This is a genomic window from Streptomyces sp. NBC_00388 (assembly GCF_036061255.1).
In the GTDB taxonomy this organism is placed as follows: Bacteria; Actinomycetota; Actinomycetes; order Streptomycetales; family Streptomycetaceae; genus Streptomyces.
In genome coordinates this window covers 2,842,868-2,861,462 of record NZ_CP107948.1, presented here as the reverse complement: position 1 = coordinate 2,861,462, position 18,595 = coordinate 2,842,868, and the positions used below count along the sequence as shown (strand labels likewise).

Here is an 18,595-nt window from a genome sequence, read left to right as displayed (position 1 = left end):
ACCGATGCGCTACCTCCTGCCGCTGCTCCTGCTCGTCGCCCTCTTCGGGGTGCTCGTGATGCGTGGCTACGTGCACAGCGAGATCGTCGCCGACCACCGGGTCCGCCCGCCGGCCCCGACCGGCGACGTCCCCGGCCACATCCTCGACGGCGGCCCGGTGATCGACGCCCGGTCCAAGGGCGAACCCACCAGTCTGCGCATCCCCGACCACCGGATCGTGCTGACCTTCGACGACGGACCCGACCCGGAGTGGACCCCGAAGGTCCTCGACGAGCTGAAGAAGTACCACGCACACGCCGTCTTCTTCGTCACCGGCACCATGGCCTCCCGCTATCCCGGGCTGGTCAGGCGCATGGTCGACGAGGGCCACGAGGTCGGTGTGCACACCTTCAACCACCCCGACCTGTCATACCAGTCGAAGAGCCGCATCGACCGGGAGCTCTCGCAGACCCAGCTGGCCATCGCGGGCGCCGCCGGTATCCGCTCCTCCCTCTTCCGGCCGCCCTACTCGTCGTTCGCCGACGCGCTGGACGACAAGAACTGGCCGGTGGTGAAGTACATCGGCAGCCGCGGCTACATCACCGTGCTCGACACCGTCGACAGTGAGGACTGGCAGCGCCCCGGCGTCGCCACGATCCTGCGCAACGCCACCCCCGGCGGCGGCCGGGGTGCTGTCGTCCTCATGCACGACTCGGGCGGGAACCGCGCCCAGACCGTCACGGCGCTCGGCCGCTATCTGCCCGAACTCCAGCGCAGGGGCTACACGTTCGCGAGCCTCACCGACGCACTGGGCGCGCCGTCGGCACAGACCCCGGTCGGCGGGGCCGAGCTGTGGCGCGGCAAGGCGTTCGTCTTCGCCGTCGGGCTCTCCGACGACATCTCCGGCATCCTGATCGGCTGCCTCGCCGTCGTGGGTGTGCTGGTACTCGCCCGCTTCGCACTGATGCTGGTGCTCTCCTTCCTCCACGCCCGCAAGGTCCGCGCACCGGGCTTCCGCTGGGGGCCGCCGGTCACCGAACCCGTGTCGGTGCTGGTCCCGGCGTACAACGAAGCCGCCTGCATCGTCAGTACCGTCCGTTCGCTGGCCGGCAGCGACCACCCCATCGAGGTCGTCGTCATCGACGACGGCTCGTCGGACGGCACGGCGGACCTCGTGGAAGCGCTGCGGCTGCCCGGCGTCCGGGTGGTGCGCCAGCCCAACGCGGGCAAGGCCGCCGCGCTCAACAACGGCATCGCACACGCCCGGCACGACCTCGTGGTGATGATGGACGGCGATACCGTCTTCGAAGCGGCCACCGTGCGCGAGCTGGTGCAGCCCTTCGGCGACCCGGCGGTCGGCGCGGTCGCGGGCAACGCCAAGGTCGGCAACCGGGACAGCCTCATCGGCGCCTGGCAGCACATCGAGTACGTGATGGGCTTCAACCTCGACCGCCGGATGTACGACGTCCTGGGCTGCATGCCCACCATCCCCGGAGCCGTCGGTGCCTTCCGCAGGACGGCACTCGACCGTGTCGGCGGCCTGAGCGAGGACACCCTCGCCGAGGACACCGACATCACGATGGCCCTGCACCGCGACGGCTGGCGCGTGGTCTACGCGGAGAACGCCCGCGCCTGGACCGAGGCGCCGGAGAGCGTCCAGCAGCTCTGGTCGCAGCGCTACCGCTGGTCGTACGGCACGATGCAGGCGATCTGGAAGCACCGGCGCGCCCTGGTCGAGCGCGGGCCTTCCGGACGGTTCGGCCGGGTCGGACTGCCACTGGTCGCGCTCTTCATGGTGCTGGCACCCCTGCTGGCCCCGCTCATCGATGTCTTCCTGCTGTACGGGCTGATCTTCGGCCCGACGGAGAGGACGGTGCTGGCATGGCTCGCCGTGCTCTCCGTGCAGGCGGTGTGCGCCGCGTACGCCTTCCGGCTCGACCGCGAGCGGATGCGCCATCTCGTCTCGCTGCCGCTCCAGCAGATCCTCTACCGGCAGTTGATGTACGTCGTGCTGCTCCAGTCATGGATCACCGCGCTCACCGGCGGCAGGCTGCGCTGGCAGAAGCTGCGCCGTACCGGAGTGGTCGCCACCCCGGGCACGCCGCCAGCACCGCGCCGGCCCGTCAGCGACGGGGACAACACCCGCAGCGAGAACCGGAGGCCCGTCGCGTGACCGCCACCACACCGGTGCCCGGGGCGTCCGTCCCCGCCCCTGCGCCACCCGCGACGCGACCGGCAGGAACGGCTTCGGGGCCCGCCCTCGCCCCCGCCCCGGGCCGTGACCGCTATCTCGATCTGCTCCGGACCACCGCACTGGTCCGTGTCGTCTTCTACCACCTGTTCGGGTGGGCCTGGCTGTCGGTCGTCTTCCCCTCCATGGGAGTCATGTTCGCCCTCGCCGGCTCCCTGATGGCCCGTTCGCTGGGGCGGCCCGCTCTCGGCGTCATCCGCGGCCGGCTCCGCCGCCTCCTCCCGCCGCTCTGGGCGTTCGCGGCGCTGATGGTGGGGATGATGATGTACGCGGGGTGGCGCCCCTCCGTCTCCAAGGTGCTGCTCTACCTGGTGCCGGTGGGCGCTCCGCCCTACCCGGACGCGCTCGGTTCCGCGTCGGGGTGGCTGGACCTGGACTGGCCGGACCAGGCGGTGGGGCCGCTCTGGTATCTGCGTGCCTACCTCTGGTTCGTGCTGCTCTCGCCGCTGCTGCTCCGGGCCTTCCGCAAGCTGCCCTGGCCCACCCTGCTCGCCCCGCTCGTCCTGACCGCGGTCGTCGGGACCGGCCTGGTGACGGTCCCCGGCGAACCGGGCCTGGCCCTCACCGACTTCGCGGTCTACGGCTCCTGCTGGATCCTGGGCTTCGCGCACCAGGACGGGCTGCTCAAGAAGGTGCCGCGCTACTTCCTGGTGTCCTGCGCCGTCCCCGTCATGGGGTTCGGCCTCTGGTGGGCGCACGGCCATCTCGGCCCCGACGGCTGGGACCTCAACGACATCCCGCTCGCCCAGGCCACCTGGTCGTTCGGTGCGTGTGCGCTGCTCCTCGCGTACTCCCCGAGCTGGCGCGAACTCCCGCCCGGGCTGGCCAGGTTCGACAAGGTGATCACGCTCACCAACAACCGGGCGGTGACCATCTACCTCTGGCACAACGCCCTCATCATGGCCACCGTGCCGGTCGTCGACCAGCTCTACAACGTGCCGTTCATCGAAGGCCGGTTCGACTCGGCGCTGACCGCGACGTACAGCGTGTGGATGTTCCTGGCCGTCTGGCCGCTGATCGCGCTGATCGTGCCGGCCGTCGGCTGGATCGAGGACCTCGCCGCCGGACGCCGCCCGCAACTCTGGCCGGACGGCGCACGGCGCCGTCGCCCCGCCGCCCCGCGTCGCACTCCTGGGTGAGAGCGCGGCAGGCCGACGGCTGCCGCACGCGCTCGCTCCGCTCCGCCTGTCCTGTCGCGATCCCGGCGGTATACCTTCGCGGTACGGCTCCGGACCCGGCGACGCCGCAGCTCAGCCACGGCAGGCCCCGGTGCGCCGGCAGGGCGGGGCAGCAGGGGAGCGCCGGTGGGGCCGGGGCCCGTCACGCGCTCCCGGGAGGCTCACGCACCATGCACGACACCGCACCACCCCAACAGGGCCCACTCGCCGGGTTCACCGTCGGCGTCACCGCCGCCCGGCGGGCGGAGGATCTCATCGCGCTGCTCCAGCGGCGGGGCGCGGAGGTCCAGCACGCCCCGGCCATGCGTACCGTGCCGCTCGCCGATGACAGCGAACTCCGTGCCGCTACGGAAGCGTTGGCCGCCACCGCCCCGGACACCGTCGTCGCGACCACCGCGGTCGGCTTCCGCGGCTGGCTCGACGCGGCTGAGGGCTGGGGGCTCGGTGAGGCGTTGACCGCGCGGCTGCGCGGGGCGGAACTGCTCGCCCGCGGCCCCAAGGTCACGGGGGCGATCCGGGCCGCCGGGCTGCGGGAGAGCTGGTCGCCCGCGTCGGAGTCCATGGCCGAGGTGCTCGACCGGCTGCTGGCGCAGGGGGTGGCGGGCCGCCGGATCGCGGTTCAGCTGTACGGGGAGCCGCTGACCGGCTTCGTGGAGGCGCTGCGGGGCGGTGGCGCGGACGTGGTCGGCGTGCCGGTGTACCGGTGGATGCCGCCCGAGGACATCGGTCCGCTCGACCGGCTGCTCGACGCGACGCTCGCCGGGTCGGTCGACGCCCTGACCTTCACGAGTGCGCCCGCCGCGACCTCGCTGCTGGCCCGTGCGGAGGCCCGCGGGCTGCACTCCGGGCTGCTCGCCGCGTTCGGTCGCGGGGTGCTCGCGGTCTGCGTGGGCCCGGTCACCGCCCTGCCTCTTGAGGCGCAGGGCGTCGAGACGCTCCAGCCCGAACGCTTCCGGCTCGGACCGCTGGTGCAGGTGCTCTGCGAGGAACTCCCGTCCCGGGGCGCTGTGCTGTCCGTCGCGGGACACCGGGTCCAGATCCGCGGCCGGGCTGTCCTGGTGGACGGTGTTCCCCACCCCGTAGCGCCGGCGGGAATGGCCCTGTTGCGGGCGCTGGCCCGCCGTCCTGGCCGGGTGGTGTCCCGTGCGGACCTGCTGGCGGCGCTCCCGGGGGCGGGTCGCGACGAGCACGCGGTGGAGTCGGCGATGACCCGGCTGCGGGCGGCGCTGGGAGCGCCGGACCTGATCAGGACGGTGGTCAAGCGGGGCTACCGGCTGGAGCTCGATCCGGCGGAGGACCCGGCGTACGGCGACGGCGACGGCGGGTGAGGTGCGGCGGTCGCGGCGCGGCAGGGGAGGGGACGATCCTCCGACCCGACCCGACCCGACCCGACCCGACCCGACCCGACCCGGCCCGACCCGACCCGGCCCGGCCCGGCCCGGCCCGGCCCGGCCCGGCCCGGCCCGGCCCGGCCCGGCCCGGCCCGGCCCGGCCCGGCCCGACCCGACCCGACCCGACCCGGCGGCCGTGGCGGCGGGCCCGTGGCGTTAACGTGCCGGGATGATGACCGAGAAGATACGGCTGCGTCCGGTCGAGCTCTCCGACGCCGAAGCCCTCGCCACCGTCCTCGACCGCAACCGTGAGCACATGCGGCCCTGGGATCCGGCGAGGCCCGAGTCCTTCTACACCGCCGACGGCCAGCTGGAGCGCCTCCGGGGCTCGCTGGCCGAGCGGGAGGCCGGGCGGGTGATGCCATGGGTGCTGGAGGAGACCGGTACCGGGAACATCGTGGGGACCATCACCCTCAACAACATCATCCTCGGACCGCTCTGCAGCGCGGTCCTCGGCTACTGGGTCGACGCGGGCTGCACCGGTCGCGGTGTGGCGTCCGGCGCGGTCGAGGAGGTCTGCCGGATCGCCCGCGACGAGTTCGGGCTGCACCGTGTCGAGGCCGGGACGCTGCTCGACAACGTTGCCTCCCAGCGGGTGCTCACCAAGTGCGGCTTCGAGTCCTTCGGGGTGGCGCCCCGCTACCTGCACATCGACGGAGAGTGGCGCGACCACCGCCTCTTCCAGCGAATCCTGCACGACCGGAACTGAGACCGGCACCGGTATCGGTCAGGAGTACCTCCCAAGCGCACCTGCGGCGGGGGTTACGGCCCGGCAGCTCGCCGGGCACTGTAAGAGGTATGGGTTCGCACGCGTACGAGCTGCGGTTCGACTCCGGGCGCATCTGCCTGGACCTGGTGGCGACGGGGACGGATTCCGTCGACCAACTCGACTGCGGGCGGCGGCTCGCCGCCTGGCTGACCGGAGCGGGACTCGTCCCGGCCGGTACCGCGCTCCCGGCCATCGGCGCAGGGTGGCTGCGGGCCTTCACCGAACTCCGTTCCTGTGTGGCCGAGTTGATCCGGGAAGAGATCGCAGGCCGCCCCGCGGAGAGGGCTCTGGAGCAGGTCAACGCGTGTGCGGCGGGCGCACCACCGGGGCTGCGCGCGGTACGTGGCGAGGGCGGCCGACTCGTCAGGGAGCTGGCCGCGGCCCCGGAGCGCGACGCCCTGCTCGCCGTCGTCGCCCGCGACGCCGTCGACCTGCTCACCGACGCCGGTGCCCGCGCGCTGCTGCGCCAGTGCGCGGGCGACAACTGCCGGCGGCTCTATCTCGACACCTCCCGCGGTCACCGCCGCCGATGGTGCTCCAGCGAGGTCTGCGGCAACCGGGAGCGGGTGGCCAGGCACCGCCGCAGGGCGGCCGTGGCGGCCCGCACCTGAGGCCGGGGCGCGTGGGCGGCCCCCCGCGGCGCGGCGGCCCGCAGCACTCGGCCCGCCGGCGGAGGGCCTCCCGCACGGCCGGTGCGCCCCGCCGCGCCGGCCGCCCGCTGAACGCCCACGAAAGTCCGGACCAAGGCCGCAGGAACGCCGCCGGAACGCCGCCTGACATACGCTCCCCCTTCGCATAAGGTTGACGGTCGCCCAATGCATGCAAGAAGGGGGCCTCAGTGGCCGCGCAGGACGCCGCTGTCGACTCGGTCAGAGACCGCGAGATCGCGACCGAGCAGGAGCACCTGGATCAGGTGTACCGACGCCTTGAGGAGAAGATCCACGAGGCTGAATTCCTCATGAACGACGCCGCCCAGCGCGGCCAGGTCGGCACGCCTGGCGCACTCGCCGAGCGGGACGCCCAGGTCTTCCGGGCCGGCATCCACCTCAACCGCCTCAACAACGAGTTCGAGGACTTCCTCTTCGGACGTATCGACCTGCTGCACGGCAAGGACGGCAAGAAGGGCCCGGACGGCGCGTACACCGCCGTCGAGCCGGCCGACGACGCCGTACGCCCCGACGACACCGCCGATGTCGCCGAGACCCTGCACATCGGCCGCATCGGTGTCCTGGACTCCGACTACTCTCCGCTGGTCATCGACTGGCGAGCCCCGGCTGCCGCACCCTTCTACCGCTCGACACCGGTCGAGCCCGGCCGGGTCGTACGCCGACGGGTCATCCGCTCCAAGGGCCGCCAGGTCCTCGGGGTGGAGGACGACCTGATGCGCCCCGAGCTGACCGCGGCCCTGGACGGGGCTCCGCTCGCCGTCATCGGGGACGGTGCGCTGATGGCCGCGCTCGGGCAGGCCCGCAGCCACACCATGCGGGACATCGTCTCGTCCATCCAGGCCGAGCAGGACCTGGTGATCCGGGCGCCCGCCGCATCCGTCACCGAGGTGTCGGGCGGTCCGGGCACCGGCAAGACGGCGGTCGCGCTGCACCGCGCCGCGTACCTGCTCTACCAGGACCGCCGCAAGTACGCGGGGGGCATCCTGGTCGTCTCGCCGACGCCGCTGCTCGTGGCGTACACCGAGGGCGTGCTGCCCTCGCTCGGCGAGGAGGGGCAGGTCGCGATCCGCGCGGTGGGCTCGCTGGTGGACGGCGCGGAGGCGACGGCGTACGACGATCCGGCCGTCGCCCGTGTCAAGGGTTCGTCGCGGATGCTCCAGGTGCTGCGCAGAGCGGCGCGCGGGGCGCTGGAGAACCCGGCGCAGCGCCCGGCCCGGCAGCGGTCCCGCGGCGGCGCGGCGGGCCGGGAGACGGAAGGACAGCTGTCCTTCGGCGACACCGGCGAGGCGGGGGAGCCGGGGCAGGCGCAGGATCCGCAGGAGACGGGGGCGCCCGTGACGCCGGACCGGCTGCGCGTGGTCGTGTTCGGCGGCCGGCTCGAACTCGACGCCGACGAACTCCAGCGCATCCGCCACAACGTCCTCGGCGGTACCGCCCCGGTCAACCTGCTGCGCCCGCGGGCGAGGCGGCTGCTGCTCGACGCGCTGTGGGCGAAGTCCGGCGGCCGGGCCCGGGGCGCGTCCGCGTACTCGGGTGACCCGGAACTCGCCGCCGAGCTGCGGTCGTCCTTCGACGACGACGTCTCGGCCGAGGACAGCTTCACCGGCTTCCTGGACGCCTGGTGGCCGGAGCTGACCCCGCGCGGTGTGCTCGCCGCGATGTCCGACGAGCGCAGGCTCGGCCGCTGGGCCCGCCGGGTGCTCAACCAGGGAGAGGTGCGCAAGCTGGCGCGCTCGCTCCGGCGCGAGGCGCTCTCGGTGCACGACGTGGCGCTCCTGGACGAGCTGCAGGCGCTGCTGGGCGCCCCGCACCGGCCCAGGAAGAAGCGCGAGTACGACCCGCTGGACCAGCTCACCGGTCTTGAGGAGCTGATGCCGCACCGCGAGGAGACCCAGTGGGAGCGGGCCGAGCGGCTGGCCCAGGAGCGCACCGAGTACGCCCACGTCATCGTGGACGAGGCCCAGGACCTCACGCCGATGCAGTGGCGGATGGTCGGACGCCGGGGGCGCCAGGCGACCTGGACGGTCGTGGGCGACGCGGCCCAGTCGTCGTGGTCGGCCCCGGACGAGGCGGCCCAGGCCCGTGACGAGGCACTCGGCGCCCGCCCGCGCCGTCACTTCACGCTGACCGTCAACTACCGCAACCCGGCGGAGATCGCGGAGCTCGCGGCCAGGGTGCTGGCGCTGGCGATGCCGGGAATGGAGTCGCCGTCAGCTGTCCGCTCCACCGGTGTCGAGCCGCGCTTCGCGGTCGTACGGGACGGGGACATGGCGGGCGCCGTGCGGGAGGAGGCCGGGCGGCTGCTCGACCGGGTCGACGGGACGGTCGGCGTGGTGGTCGCCATGAACCGGCGCGAGCAGGCCAGGAAGTGGCTGGCCGGGCTCGGTGACCGGGTGGTGGCGCTGGGCAGCCTGGAGGCGAAGGGGCTGGAGTACGACGCGACGGTTGTCGTGTCACCCGCGGAGATCGCCGACGAGTCCCCGGCCGGGCTGCGGGTGCTGTACGTGGCGCTGACCCGGGCGACACAGCAGCTCACGGTGGTCTCGGCGGCCGGTGACGCGCCGGACGACAGCGGTGTGCCGGACCTGCTTCGGGACTGAAGGACCGGCCCGCCGGGAGCCGCGGCGTCCGGCCCTCGTGACGGGCCGGAAGTCAATGCGCGTGAGGGAATCACTTTCGCGGGTGGTTTGTTAACCTGGTCGGTGACACCGGTTCGATCCAAGCCCCCGGGCCCAACCTTCGTCGCTCAGAGCGACCACTTGCCGCGAGGCGAGCATGGCGGGCCGGTGTCGCCTACTTCACAGGAAAGGTCCGTACCGCCCTCGGGTGGTGCGGACCTTTCTCGTGCGACCGGGTCCTCCGGCGTGTCCGGCCAGGCCGTGTGACGCACCGTGACCGCCCGTGATGCATCTTTCTGCGAGCTGTCGCCGCTGGGGGCTTCCCCGACCAGGCACTTTCTCGTATGGTGGAAAACACTTTCCGAATCGGAGGTCCCATTACCAGCTACTGGCTGGTAGGTGCGACCATCGGATGCGTTTTACTGAACAGCCAGGAAAAGCAAAGGAAGTCGGCCATGGCAACGGCGCCCAGCGTCTCGTACTCGATCACGGCGCGTCTGGAGGTCCCCGCGAGCGGGACCGCGGTCAGCCAGCTCACCACGGCCGTGGAATCCTCCGGAGGCTCGGTCACCGGCCTCGACGTCACCGCTTCCGGCCACGAGAAGCTGCGCATCGACGTCACCATCGCCGCCTCCTCCACCGACCACGCCGACCAGATCGTCCAGCAGCTCAGGGGCATCGAGGGGGTCGAGCTCGGGAAGGTCTCCGACCGTACCTTCCTGATGCACCTCGGCGGCAAGATCGAGATGGCGTCCAAGCACCCCATCCGCAACCGTGACGACCTCTCGATGGTCTACACGCCGGGTGTGGCCCGCGTCTGCATGGCGATCGCGGACAACCCCGAGGACGCCCGCCGGCTCACCATCAAGCGCAACTCGGTTGCAGTGGTGACGGACGGCTCCGCCGTGCTGGGCCTCGGCAACATCGGCCCGATGGCCGCACTGCCGGTCATGGAGGGCAAGGCGGCCCTCTTCAAGCGCTTCGCCGGGATCGACGCCTGGCCGATCTGCCTCGACACCCAGGACTCCGACGCGATCGTGGAGATCGTCAAGGCCATCGCGCCGGGCTTCGCCGGCATCAACCTGGAGGACATCTCGGCGCCCCGATGCTTCGAGATCGAGGCGCGCCTGCGCGAGGCCCTCGACATCCCGGTCTTCCACGACGACCAGCACGGCACCGCGATCGTCGTGCTCGCCGCGCTGACCAACGCGCTGCGCGTGGTGGACAAGGGGTTCAGCGAGGTCCGTGTGGTCATGTCCGGCGCCGGCGCGGCCGGTACGGCCATCCTGAAGCTGCTGCTGGCCGCAGGCGTCAAGCACGCGGTCGTCGCCGACATCCACGGTGTGGTGCACGCGGGCCGCGCGGACCTGGTCGACGCCGCGCCCGAGTCGCCGCTGCGCTGGATCGCCGACAACACCAACCCCGAAGGTGTGACAGGCACGTTGAAGGAGGCCGTGGTCGGTGCCGACGTCTTCATCGGCGTCTCGGCTCCCGACGTGCTGGACGGCGACGACGTCGCCGCCATGGCGGACGGCGGGATCGTGTTCGCGCTCGCGAACCCGGACCCCGAGGTCGACCCGGCGATCGCCCGTCAGACGGCGGCAGTTGTGGCCACCGGCCGCTCCGACTTCCCGAACCAGATCAACAACGTGCTGGTCTTCCCGGGTGTCTTCCGCGGTCTGCTGGACGCGCAGTCCCGCACCGTCAACACCGAGATGATGCTGGCCGCCGCGGGCGCGCTCGCCGACGTCGTCGGCGCGGACGAGCTCAACGCGAACTACATCATCCCCTCGGTCTTCAACGACAAGGTCGCCGGGGCGGTCGCGGGAGCGGTCAGGTCGGCCGCGAAGGCGGCCGGTGTGGCCGCCGCGGCGCCCACGTCCGCCTGACGCCCGGCGCGTCGCGGGACTCGCGGCGCTGAACGCCCCTCTAGGGTGGCGGGAAATGAGCCATGGGCGCCCACAGCCTGGTTTCACGGAGTCGACGGAGCGTCACCACCCCGGAACAGTGACGCGTTCGTGTGACTCCGGTGAGTGCCGGATTGGCTTTACCGCCGTAAGTGGGGGCAGGATGCATATTCGGGCGCGAGGGTCTGACGTCAGACCCGGGTCCGGGGACTGTCCTAGGGCCCTGGCAGCATCGGCTTCGATCTCACGCCTTACAGGCAAGAAGAACACGGGAGTAACAACATGAACCGCAGTGAGCTGGTGGCCGCCCTGGCCGATCGTGCCGAGGTGACTCGTAAGGACGCCGACGCCGTTCTGGCCGCTCTCGCCGAGACGGTCGGCGAGATCGTCGCCAAGGGCGACGAGAAGGTCACCATCCCCGGCTTCCTGACCTTCGAGCGCACGCACCGTGCCGCTCGCACCGCGCGTAACCCGCAGACCGGCGACCCGATCAACATCCCCGCCGGCTACAGCGTGAAGGTCTCCGCGGGCTCGAAGCTCAAGGAAGCCGCCAAGGGCAAGTAGTCCCCAAGCGCAGAGCACGGACCTGAGGGCGGCCACCCGGCAAGGGTGGGCCGCCCTCAGGCATGTCCGGGGCCCGCCCGCCCCGGGGGCCCGTATCCGTCCGTGTCCGCGCCCTCAGACCCGCCGGGCCCCGGAGTCCGCGCCGCGCTCCCGGCCCGCGTCCTCCCGGAACGTCTGCAGGTCCACGTCTGCGAGCGAAGCGGCGAAGGTGGTGCGGGGGCCAGCGGCGATGCCCGGGACCGTGGGCACGGCCAGCAGGCGGCACCCCGCGGCCAGTGCCGCCGCGGCGCCGGTCGGCGTGTCCTCCACGGCGAGACAGCGGGCCGGATCGGCCCCCAGAGCCGCCGCCGCCGCCAGATACGGGTCCGGGTGGGGCTTTCCGCGCGCCGACTCGCCCGAGGCGACGGAGGCCGCGAACCGGTGCGCGCCGAGCGCGTCGAGGACCATGTCCGCCACATGCCGCTCCGATGCGGTGACCAGCGCCACCGGGATGCCCAGCGCCGCCGCCTGGTCGAGCAGGCGCAGGGCGCCCGGCTGCACGGTGACACCGGACGCCACGCTCCGGGTGAAGTCGCGGTCGAGGCGGGCCGCCACGTCCTCCACCGTCAGGCCGACACCGTGCTCGCGGACCGCGCGTTCCGCCGCGTCGGCCACCGGAGCCCCGGCGTAGGCGGACACGATGCCGGGCCCGGCGGGGACGCCCGCCGCACCGAGCAGCCGGGCGACGGTCTGCAGCCAGGCGTGCTCGGTGTCGACCAGGGTGCCGTCCATGTCGCACAGCAGTGCTGCGGGGAGCGTCATGAGGGCTCGCTTTTCTGTTCCGGTGCGGTACGGGCCAGGGGGTTGGCCTGTATGGAGTTGCGTACGGTGAAGACGACCGAGCCGGGGCGGTAGCGGTCGTCGGAGGTCTCGACGGGCCGCCCGTCGGCGGTGAGGGTGGTGCGCCGCACCCGCAGCAGCGGACTGCCGCGGCGCACCCGCAGCTCGCGGGCGTCCAGGGTGCCCGCGGCGACGGCGTCCAGATGGTGCTCGCCGTGCGCGAAGACCAGCCCCGTGTCGTCGAGCAGCCGCTGGGTGACGGACTCGCAGTCGGCGGGCAGTGCTTCGACGGCGCCGGCCGTCCACCCCGCGTACACCGTCCGCTCCAGCAGGACCGGGGCACCGTCCAGCGTGCGCAGCCGCAGGACGCGCAGCACGCCGTCACCGGGTGCCAGTTGGAGGAGAGCTGCCTCCTCGGCACTCGCGCCGCCGCGCACCGAGTCCCGGACGAGCCCGCCCGGGACATGCCCGCCGGTCCGCGCCCACTGCGCGAAACTGCGCAATTCGGTGAAACTCTGACGGGGTGTGGTGCTCAGCACAGTGTGGCGCGTGCCCTGCCGGGATCCGAGCAGGCCTTCGGCGACCAGCGTCGCCAGAGCCTGCCGGACGGTGCCGCGCGAGACGCGGTGCACCGCTGCCAGATCGGTCTCCGACGGCAGCGCGGAACCGACCGGAAACCGGTCTTCCGCGAGGTCACGGCGGAGAGCGTCGGCAATCTCCTGATGCCGTCGGGTCACGTGTCTCCTCCTGGTGGGCCCGGTGTTCCGGGCGACGGCTGATCATGTCATCTGTGCACACCGTCATGCATCCCACGGAGGTTCGATGTATGTGTCTCACCGATCCGCGCGATCTTAAACCAAAACTTCTATAACGCTTCTGACCTGCGGTTTTTAGGATCGTTCGGGGTTGTTTGCCGGTCGTCTTGCTGTTAGCTTGCCCAGGCTTACTGACTGATGGCTTGTCCAGACAAGTGGCTGGCCTTGAATCGCAGGAGTACAACGTGAACCCATCCCGACCGGCCCGCTTCGCATCCATCGCGGCAGCCGTGCTCGCGACCGCGACGGTGGCCAGTGGCTGCGGGGCCGCTCCCACCGCCGACGCCGCGAACAGCAAGGCGGCCAAGGCGTCGTCGGCAGCGGATCTCGGCGGGATGGCGGCCCTCGCCAAGGCGGCCAAGAAGGAAGGCACGCTGAACGTCTACGCGCTCGCCCCCGACTGGGCCAACTACGGCGAGATGATCTCGGCCTTCCGGAAGAAGTACGGAATCAAGGTCAACAACGAGAACCCCGGCGGCAGCAGCCAGCAGGCACTCAACGCCGCGGCGAAGCGCAAGGGCCAGGACCGGGCCGTCGACGCGCTCGACCTCGGCACCGCGTACATGCAGCAGGCCAAGGCGCAGAAGCTGCTCGCCCCGTACAAGGTCACCGGCTGGAACGGCATACCCGCCGCGCAGAAGCAGGCCGACGGCTCGTACATGAACAACTACGGCGGCTACATCTCGATCGGCTGCGACGCCAAGGCCGTCGCGCACTGCCCGAAGACCTTCAAGGACCTGCTGAAGCCCGAGTACAAGGACAAGGTCGCCCTGAACGGCAACCCGGGCGAGTCCAGTTCGGCTCTGGCCGCCGTCTTCGCCGCCACGCTGGCCAACGGCGGCACGCTCGACGACGTACAGCCCGGCCTGGACTTCTTCAAGGAGCTGAAGAAGAAGGGCAACTACGTCCCCGCCGAGTCCACCCTGGCCACCATCCAGAAGGGCGAGACCCCGATCTCGATCGACTGGGACTACCTCAACCTCGGCTACGGCGCGAAGCTGAAGGCCAAGGGCGTCGACTGGAAGGTCACGGCGCCGTCCGACGCCGAGTACTCCAACTACTACAACCAGGGCGTCAACAAGTACGCCCCGCACCCGGCTGCCGCCCGTCTGTGGCTGGAGTTCATCTACAGCACCGAGGGCCAGAACATCTGGCTGCGCGGCTTCTCCCGGCCCGCCCTGCTCGACGTGATGGAGAAGAACGGCACCGCCGACAAGGCCGCGGCCGCGCTCCCCGACGTGAAGGGCACACCGAAGACCGCGAGCCCCGCGCAGGAGGCCAAGGCCAAGGAGGCCGTCGTGCAGGGCTGGGCCAAGGCGGTCAGCTGACGATGGCCGACCAAGCCGTTGGTACGGCGGTCGCCGCCGGGGCGAAACCGGCCGTACGCCGCCGGGGCCGCCACCGCTGGCCCGCCGTCCTCCCGTACTTCGTCTTCCTCGCCCTCTGCTTCGGCCTCCCCGCGGGGACCATGGCGTACAACGCCTTCATGGTCACCGACCCGGCGGGCGGCGCGGCGCGGTTCGGCACCGACAACGTCAGCAGCTCGCTCTCCGGGGCGTACGCGACCGGCCTCACCGGATCCGTCGAACTCTCCGTCGTCAGCGCCCTGCTGGCCACTGTCCTCGGCGCGCTGATCGCCCAGGCCGTCGCCACCTCGAAGCGTCCCGCACTGCGCAAGGCGGTCGTCGCGGCCTCCGGGGTGTTCGCCAACTTCAGCGGCGCACCCCTCGCCTTCGCCTTCATCGCCACGCTCGGTACCACCGGCACGCTCACCAGGCTGCTGTCACTGCACTCCACCGGCTTCAGCCTCTACAGCTTCACCGGCCTGGTGCTCGCCTACCTCTACTTCATGATTCCGCTGATGGTGGTGACCGTGCTGCCCGCGCTGGACGGACTGCGCACCCAGTGGCAGGAGGCCGCCGCGTCCTGCGGTGCCACCCGCCGGCAGTTCTGGCTGCACATCGGCATCCCGGTCCTCACGCCCTCGCTGCTCGGAGGGGCGGTCCTGATGTTCGGCACCGCCTTCGCCTCCCAGGCCACCGCGGCCGTGATGACGGGCAGTTCGGTGCCGCTGATCACCCTCCAGATCTCCAACGCCCTGAACGGCAACGTCCTGGCGGGCCAGGAGAACCTGGCGCTCGCCATGAGCCTCAACATGGTCGTGATCGCCCTCCTCGTGATGGCCGTACAGATCCCGCTGCAGCGACGGAGTGCACGATGGCTCGGATGACGACAGCAGGCACGGCCGGGCGCACCCGCGGCCCGGTGCTCGCACTGGCCGCGCTCTACTTCCTGGTGCCGGTCCTGGCCTCACTCTGGTTCACGGTCGACAACGCCGACGGGATCAGCTTCGACCCGTACACCAAGGGCCTCGGCTCCGACGGGATGACCAGCAGTCTGCTGCTCTCCCTGGGGCTCGGGCTGGCCACCGTCGTCCTCGGGCTCGCCCTGATGGTGCCCACGACGGTCGCCGTCGCCCTGTACTTCCCCGGGCTCCGGCGCACGGTCGAGATTCTCTCCATGATGCCGCTGGTGGTGCCCCCGATCGCCCTGGTCGCGGGCGTCAGCACCGTCCTGTCCTGGCAGCAGGACCTCGCCACGACCCCGCTCTACGGGACCTTCCAGGCCCTGCAGAACAAGGACTTCCCGCTGATCCTGGTCCTGGTCTACACGGTGATGTCACTGCCGTTCCTCTTCCGGTCGCTGGACGCGGGGCTGCGCGCCGTCGACCTCCGTACGCTCGTCGAGGCATCCCGGAGCCTCGGTGCCTCGCGCACCCAGACCCTGCTGCGGGTCGTCGTACCGAACCTGCGCTCCGCGGTGATCGGCGGCGCCGTGCTCAGCCTGGCCATGGTGCTCGGCGAGTACACCGTCGCCTCCGTCCTGGGCTTCGCCCCGTTCGCCGTCTGGATGGTGCAGGTCGGCGACAGCGAGGCTCAGCTCTCCGTCGCCGCTGCGATGTTGAGTCTCCTGATCAGCTGGGGGCTGCTGCTCCTGCTCACGACCCTGGCCGGCGGCCGCAACCGAAGGAAGACCACACGATGAGCGTTCCCGTACAACTCAGGAACCTGCGGAGGGACTTCGGTTCCACGGTGGCACTCGCCGGACTCGACCTGGACATCGGCCCGGGCGAACTGGTCGCGCTCCTCGGGCCGTCCGGCTGCGGGAAGACCACCGCGCTGCGCATCATCGCGGGGTTCGAGACGGCGGACAGCGGCGAACTGCTGATGGACGGGCGGGACGTCACCTCGGTCCCGGCCCACCGGCGCGACATCGGCATGGTGTTCCAGTCGTACAGCCTCTTCCCGAACATGACCGCGGCCGAGAACGTGGCCTACGGGCTGCGGGTACGCGGCCGGGCGGCGGCGGAGCGGCGTACGCGCTCCGCCGAACTCCTCGAACTGGTCGGCCTGCCCGGCCGCGGGGACCACTACCCGCACCAGCTCTCCGGCGGCCAGCAGCAGCGCGTGGCGCTCGCCCGCGCGCTCGCCGTGCAGCCGCAGGTACTGCTCCTCGACGAACCGCTGTCGGCGCTGGACGCCAAGGTGCGGCTCACACTGCGCGAGGAGATCCGCCGCATCCAGCTGGAGCTGGCGATCACCACGGTCTTCGTCACGCACGACCAGGAGGAGGCGCTGTCCATGGCCGACCGGGTCGCCGTGATGAAGGACGGCAGGCTTGAGCAGTGCGCGGCCCCCTCCGAGCTGTACGAGCGCCCGGCGACGCCGTTCGTGGCCGAGTTCGTGGGCACCATGAACCGGCTGCCGGGCACGGTCCGCGACGGCGGAGTGGTGGAGCTCTTCGGCCGGCGCCTCCCCATCCACGGGGACGCTCCGGCCACCGGCCGCGAGGTCGATGTCCTGCTGCGCCCGGAAGGGCTCGCGGTCGGGGCGGCCGGCGCGGGCGAGGGGACGGAGGCGACCGTGCGGGTGGCGACCTTCCTCGGTCCCACCACCCGGCTGCACCTCACCACGGACAGCGGCCTCGCGCTCAAGGCCGACCTGCCGAGCTGGGAGGCCGGCCTGCTCACGGTGGGCACCCGCTGCACCCTCACCCCGCACGAGAACCCGGTGCTGGTCGCCGAGCGGTGAGGCGACGCCGGAGGGCGGGGCGGCGGAGGGCGCGGGTGTACCGCGGCCTCCGGCGCCCCGCCCTCCTGGCCGGACGGAGCTCGCCCGCGGGCGATCAGACCAGCGAGGCTCCCGGCAGCTCGACCTTCGCGCCCAGCTCGATCAGCTTGTCGAGGAAGTTCTCGTAGCCGCGGTTGATGAGGTCGATGCCGTGCACCCGTGAAGTGCCCTGTGCCGCCAGCGCGGCGATCAGATACGAGAAGCCGCCGCGCAGGTCGGGGATGACCAGGTCGGCGCCCTGCAGCTTGGTGGGGCCGCTGACGACCGCCGAGTGCAGGAAGTTGCGCTGGCCGAAGCGGCAGTCCGAGCCGCCCAGGCACTCGCGGTACAGCTGGATGTGGGCGCCCATCTGGTTCAGCGCGGAGGTGAAGCCGAGCCGGGACTCGTACACCGTCTCGTGGACGATGGAGAGGCCGCTCGCCTGCGTCAGCGCCACCACCAGCGGCTGCTGCCAGTCGGTCTGGAAGCCGGGGTGGACGTCCGTCTCCAGCGCGATGGCGTTGAGCGGGCCGCCCGGGTGCCAGAAGCGGATGCCCTCGTCGTCGATCTCGAAGGCACCGCCGACCCGGCGGAAGGTGTTGAGGAACGTCATCATCGAACGCTGCTGGGCGCCGCGCACATAGATGTTTCCCTCGGTCGCCAGCGCCGCCGAGGCCCAGGACGCCGCCTCCAGGCGGTCCGGCAGCGCCCGGTGGTTGTAACCGCCGAGCTGGTCGACACCGGTGATCCGGATCGTCCGGTCGGTGTCCATGGAGATGATCGCGCCCATCTTCTGCAGTACGCAGATGAGGTCCTCGATCTCCGGCTCCACGGCCGCGTTCGACAGCTCGGTGACGCCCTCGGCGAGCACGGCCGTCAGCAGGACCTGCTCGGTCGAGCCGACCGACGGGTAGGGCAGCCGGATCTTGCAGCCGCGCAGCCGCTGCGGGGCCTCCAGGTACTGGCCGTCCGCCCGCTTCTCGATCGTCGCGCCGAACTGGCGGAGCACCTCGAAGTGGAAGTCGATCGGCCGGCCGCCGATGTCACAGCCGCCGAGGCCGGGGATGAACGCGTGCCCCAGACGGTGCAGCAGCGGGCCGCAGAAGAGGATCGGGATACGCGACGAGCCCGCGTGCGCGTCGATGTCCGCGACGTTGGCGCTCTCGACGTGCGACGGGTCGAGGATCAGCTCGCCCGGTTCCTCACCGGGGCGGACGGTCACTCCGTGCAGCTGGAGCAGCCCGCGCACGACGCGCACGTCCCGGATGTCGGGCACATTGCGCAGTCGGCTCGGACCGCTGCCGAGCAGGGCGGCGACCATCGCCTTGGGCACGAGGTTCTTCGCGCCACGAACGCGGATCTCGCCCTCGAGCGGGTTACCGCCGTGGACGAGCAGGACATCGTCGGTGCCAGTGCCGGTCATGAATCTCGCGTTCCGGTGGAGGAGGGTGGACAGAGGGGCAGTCTCAAAGGGTAAGGGGCGAACACCCCCCTTCCATAAGGCACAGGGGGGCTCTCGTGCGTCAT

The 18,595-nt window shown here is 71.7% G+C and carries 15 protein-coding genes; 12 read left to right on the top strand and 3 right to left on the bottom strand.

Going from position 1 to position 18,595, the window contains the following annotated elements; genetic code table 11:
• Positions 1-4: 4 nt before the first annotated feature.
• The 8 genes from OG917_RS12985 (at position 5) to OG917_RS12950 (ending at position 11,325) form a co-directional block, all read left to right on the top strand.
• Positions 5-2,152, top strand: a complete 2,148-nt coding sequence (locus OG917_RS12985; RefSeq protein ID WP_328317745.1) for a bifunctional polysaccharide deacetylase/glycosyltransferase family 2 protein — start codon at positions 5-7, stop codon at positions 2,150-2,152.
• A complete protein-coding gene (locus OG917_RS12980) occupies positions 2,149-3,369 on the top strand; it encodes an acyltransferase family protein (RefSeq protein WP_328317744.1) in 1,221 nt (406 codons plus the stop codon). Before OG917_RS12985 ends, OG917_RS12980 begins: the two co-directional genes overlap by 4 nt.
• A gap of 209 nt (positions 3,370-3,578) precedes the next feature.
• Positions 3,579-4,736: a uroporphyrinogen-III synthase gene (locus OG917_RS12975; protein WP_328317743.1), complete on the top strand. Its 1,158-nt coding sequence runs from the start codon at positions 3,579-3,581 to the stop codon at positions 4,734-4,736.
• 232 nt (positions 4,737-4,968) lie between these two features.
• A complete protein-coding gene (locus tag OG917_RS12970) occupies positions 4,969-5,508 on the top strand; it encodes a GNAT family N-acetyltransferase (protein WP_328317742.1) in 540 nt (179 codons plus the stop codon).
• A gap of 89 nt (positions 5,509-5,597) precedes the next feature.
• The gene (locus OG917_RS12965; RefSeq protein WP_328317741.1) at positions 5,598-6,179 is read left to right on the top strand and encodes a CGNR zinc finger domain-containing protein; all 582 of its coding nucleotides are present in this window, start codon (positions 5,598-5,600) and stop codon (positions 6,177-6,179) included.
• A gap of 227 nt (positions 6,180-6,406) precedes the next feature.
• Positions 6,407-8,836 (top strand): HelD family protein, encoded by a 2,430-nt coding sequence (locus tag OG917_RS12960; RefSeq protein ID WP_328317740.1) that lies wholly within the window; start codon positions 6,407-6,409, stop codon positions 8,834-8,836.
• A gap of 473 nt (positions 8,837-9,309) precedes the next feature.
• The gene (locus OG917_RS12955) at positions 9,310-10,743 is read left to right on the top strand and encodes an NAD-dependent malic enzyme (RefSeq protein ID WP_328317739.1); all 1,434 of its coding nucleotides are present in this window, start codon (positions 9,310-9,312) and stop codon (positions 10,741-10,743) included.
• 300 nt (positions 10,744-11,043) lie between these two features.
• Positions 11,044-11,325, top strand: coding sequence for an HU family DNA-binding protein (locus OG917_RS12950; protein WP_003968811.1), 282 nt, complete (start codon positions 11,044-11,046; stop codon positions 11,323-11,325).
• A gap of 114 nt (positions 11,326-11,439) precedes the next feature.
• Here OG917_RS12950 and OG917_RS12945 read toward each other — a convergent pair whose 3' ends face one another.
• On the bottom strand, positions 11,440-12,126 hold the full coding sequence (locus tag OG917_RS12945; protein ID WP_328317737.1) for an HAD family hydrolase: 687 nt from the start codon (positions 12,124-12,126) through the stop codon (positions 11,440-11,442).
• Positions 12,123-12,881 carry a GntR family transcriptional regulator gene (locus OG917_RS12940; RefSeq protein WP_328317736.1) on the bottom strand — a complete coding sequence of 253 codons (759 nt, stop codon included), beginning with the start codon at positions 12,879-12,881 and terminating at the stop codon, positions 12,123-12,125. Before OG917_RS12940 ends, OG917_RS12945 begins: the two co-directional genes overlap by 4 nt.
• A 263-nt stretch (positions 12,882-13,144) precedes the next feature.
• Between OG917_RS12940 and OG917_RS12935 the strand changes: the two genes are divergently transcribed.
• The 4 genes from OG917_RS12935 to OG917_RS12920 are packed head-to-tail and all read left to right on the top strand — an operon-like array spanning position 13,145 to position 17,050.
• A complete protein-coding gene (locus OG917_RS12935) occupies positions 13,145-14,287 on the top strand; it encodes an ABC transporter substrate-binding protein (protein WP_328317735.1) in 1,143 nt (380 codons plus the stop codon).
• 2 nt (positions 14,288-14,289) lie between these two features.
• Positions 14,290-15,189 carry an ABC transporter permease gene (locus OG917_RS12930; RefSeq protein WP_328317734.1) on the top strand — a complete coding sequence of 300 codons (900 nt, stop codon included), beginning with the start codon at positions 14,290-14,292 and terminating at the stop codon, positions 15,187-15,189.
• Positions 15,177-16,004, top strand: coding sequence for an ABC transporter permease (locus OG917_RS12925; RefSeq protein WP_443058951.1), 828 nt, complete (start codon positions 15,177-15,179; stop codon positions 16,002-16,004). The genes OG917_RS12930 and OG917_RS12925 overlap by 13 nt, the downstream gene beginning before the upstream one ends.
• Positions 16,001-17,050 carry an ABC transporter ATP-binding protein gene (locus OG917_RS12920; protein ID WP_328317732.1) on the top strand — a complete coding sequence of 350 codons (1,050 nt, stop codon included), beginning with the start codon at positions 16,001-16,003 and terminating at the stop codon, positions 17,048-17,050. Before OG917_RS12925 ends, OG917_RS12920 begins: the two co-directional genes overlap by 4 nt.
• A gap of 94 nt (positions 17,051-17,144) precedes the next feature.
• On the opposite strand, the gene murA is transcribed toward OG917_RS12920, so the two are convergent.
• Positions 17,145-18,491: a UDP-N-acetylglucosamine 1-carboxyvinyltransferase gene (gene murA / locus OG917_RS12915; RefSeq protein WP_328317731.1), complete on the bottom strand. Its 1,347-nt coding sequence runs from the start codon at positions 18,489-18,491 to the stop codon at positions 17,145-17,147.
• Positions 18,492-18,595 lie beyond the last annotated feature (104 nt).

Excerpts from the sequence above, each read along its gene's own strand:
- OG917_RS12985 (WP_328317745.1), top strand. The coding sequence starts at position 5 with ATGCGCTACCTCCTGCCGCTGCTCCTGCTCGTCGCCCTCTTCGGGGTG.
- OG917_RS12920 (WP_328317732.1), top strand. The coding sequence starts at position 16,001 with ATGAGCGTTCCCGTACAACTCAGGAACCTGCGGAGGGACTTCGGTTCC.
- OG917_RS12930 (WP_328317734.1), top strand. The coding sequence starts at position 14,290 with ATGGCCGACCAAGCCGTTGGTACGGCGGTCGCCGCCGGGGCGAAACCG.
- OG917_RS12965 (WP_328317741.1), top strand. The coding sequence starts at position 5,598 with ATGGGTTCGCACGCGTACGAGCTGCGGTTCGACTCCGGGCGCATCTGC.
- OG917_RS12925 (WP_443058951.1), top strand. The coding sequence starts at position 15,177 with ATGGCTCGGATGACGACAGCAGGCACGGCCGGGCGCACCCGCGGCCCG.
- OG917_RS12945 (WP_328317737.1), bottom strand. The coding sequence starts at position 12,126 with ATGACGCTCCCCGCAGCACTGCTGTGCGACATGGACGGCACCCTGGTC.
- OG917_RS12950 (WP_003968811.1), top strand. The coding sequence starts at position 11,044 with ATGAACCGCAGTGAGCTGGTGGCCGCCCTGGCCGATCGTGCCGAGGTG.
- OG917_RS12970 (WP_328317742.1), top strand. The coding sequence starts at position 4,969 with ATGATGACCGAGAAGATACGGCTGCGTCCGGTCGAGCTCTCCGACGCC.
- murA (WP_328317731.1), bottom strand. The coding sequence starts at position 18,491 with ATGACCGGCACTGGCACCGACGATGTCCTGCTCGTCCACGGCGGTAAC.
- OG917_RS12955 (WP_328317739.1), top strand. The coding sequence starts at position 9,310 with ATGGCAACGGCGCCCAGCGTCTCGTACTCGATCACGGCGCGTCTGGAG.
- OG917_RS12975 (WP_328317743.1), top strand. The coding sequence starts at position 3,579 with ATGCACGACACCGCACCACCCCAACAGGGCCCACTCGCCGGGTTCACC.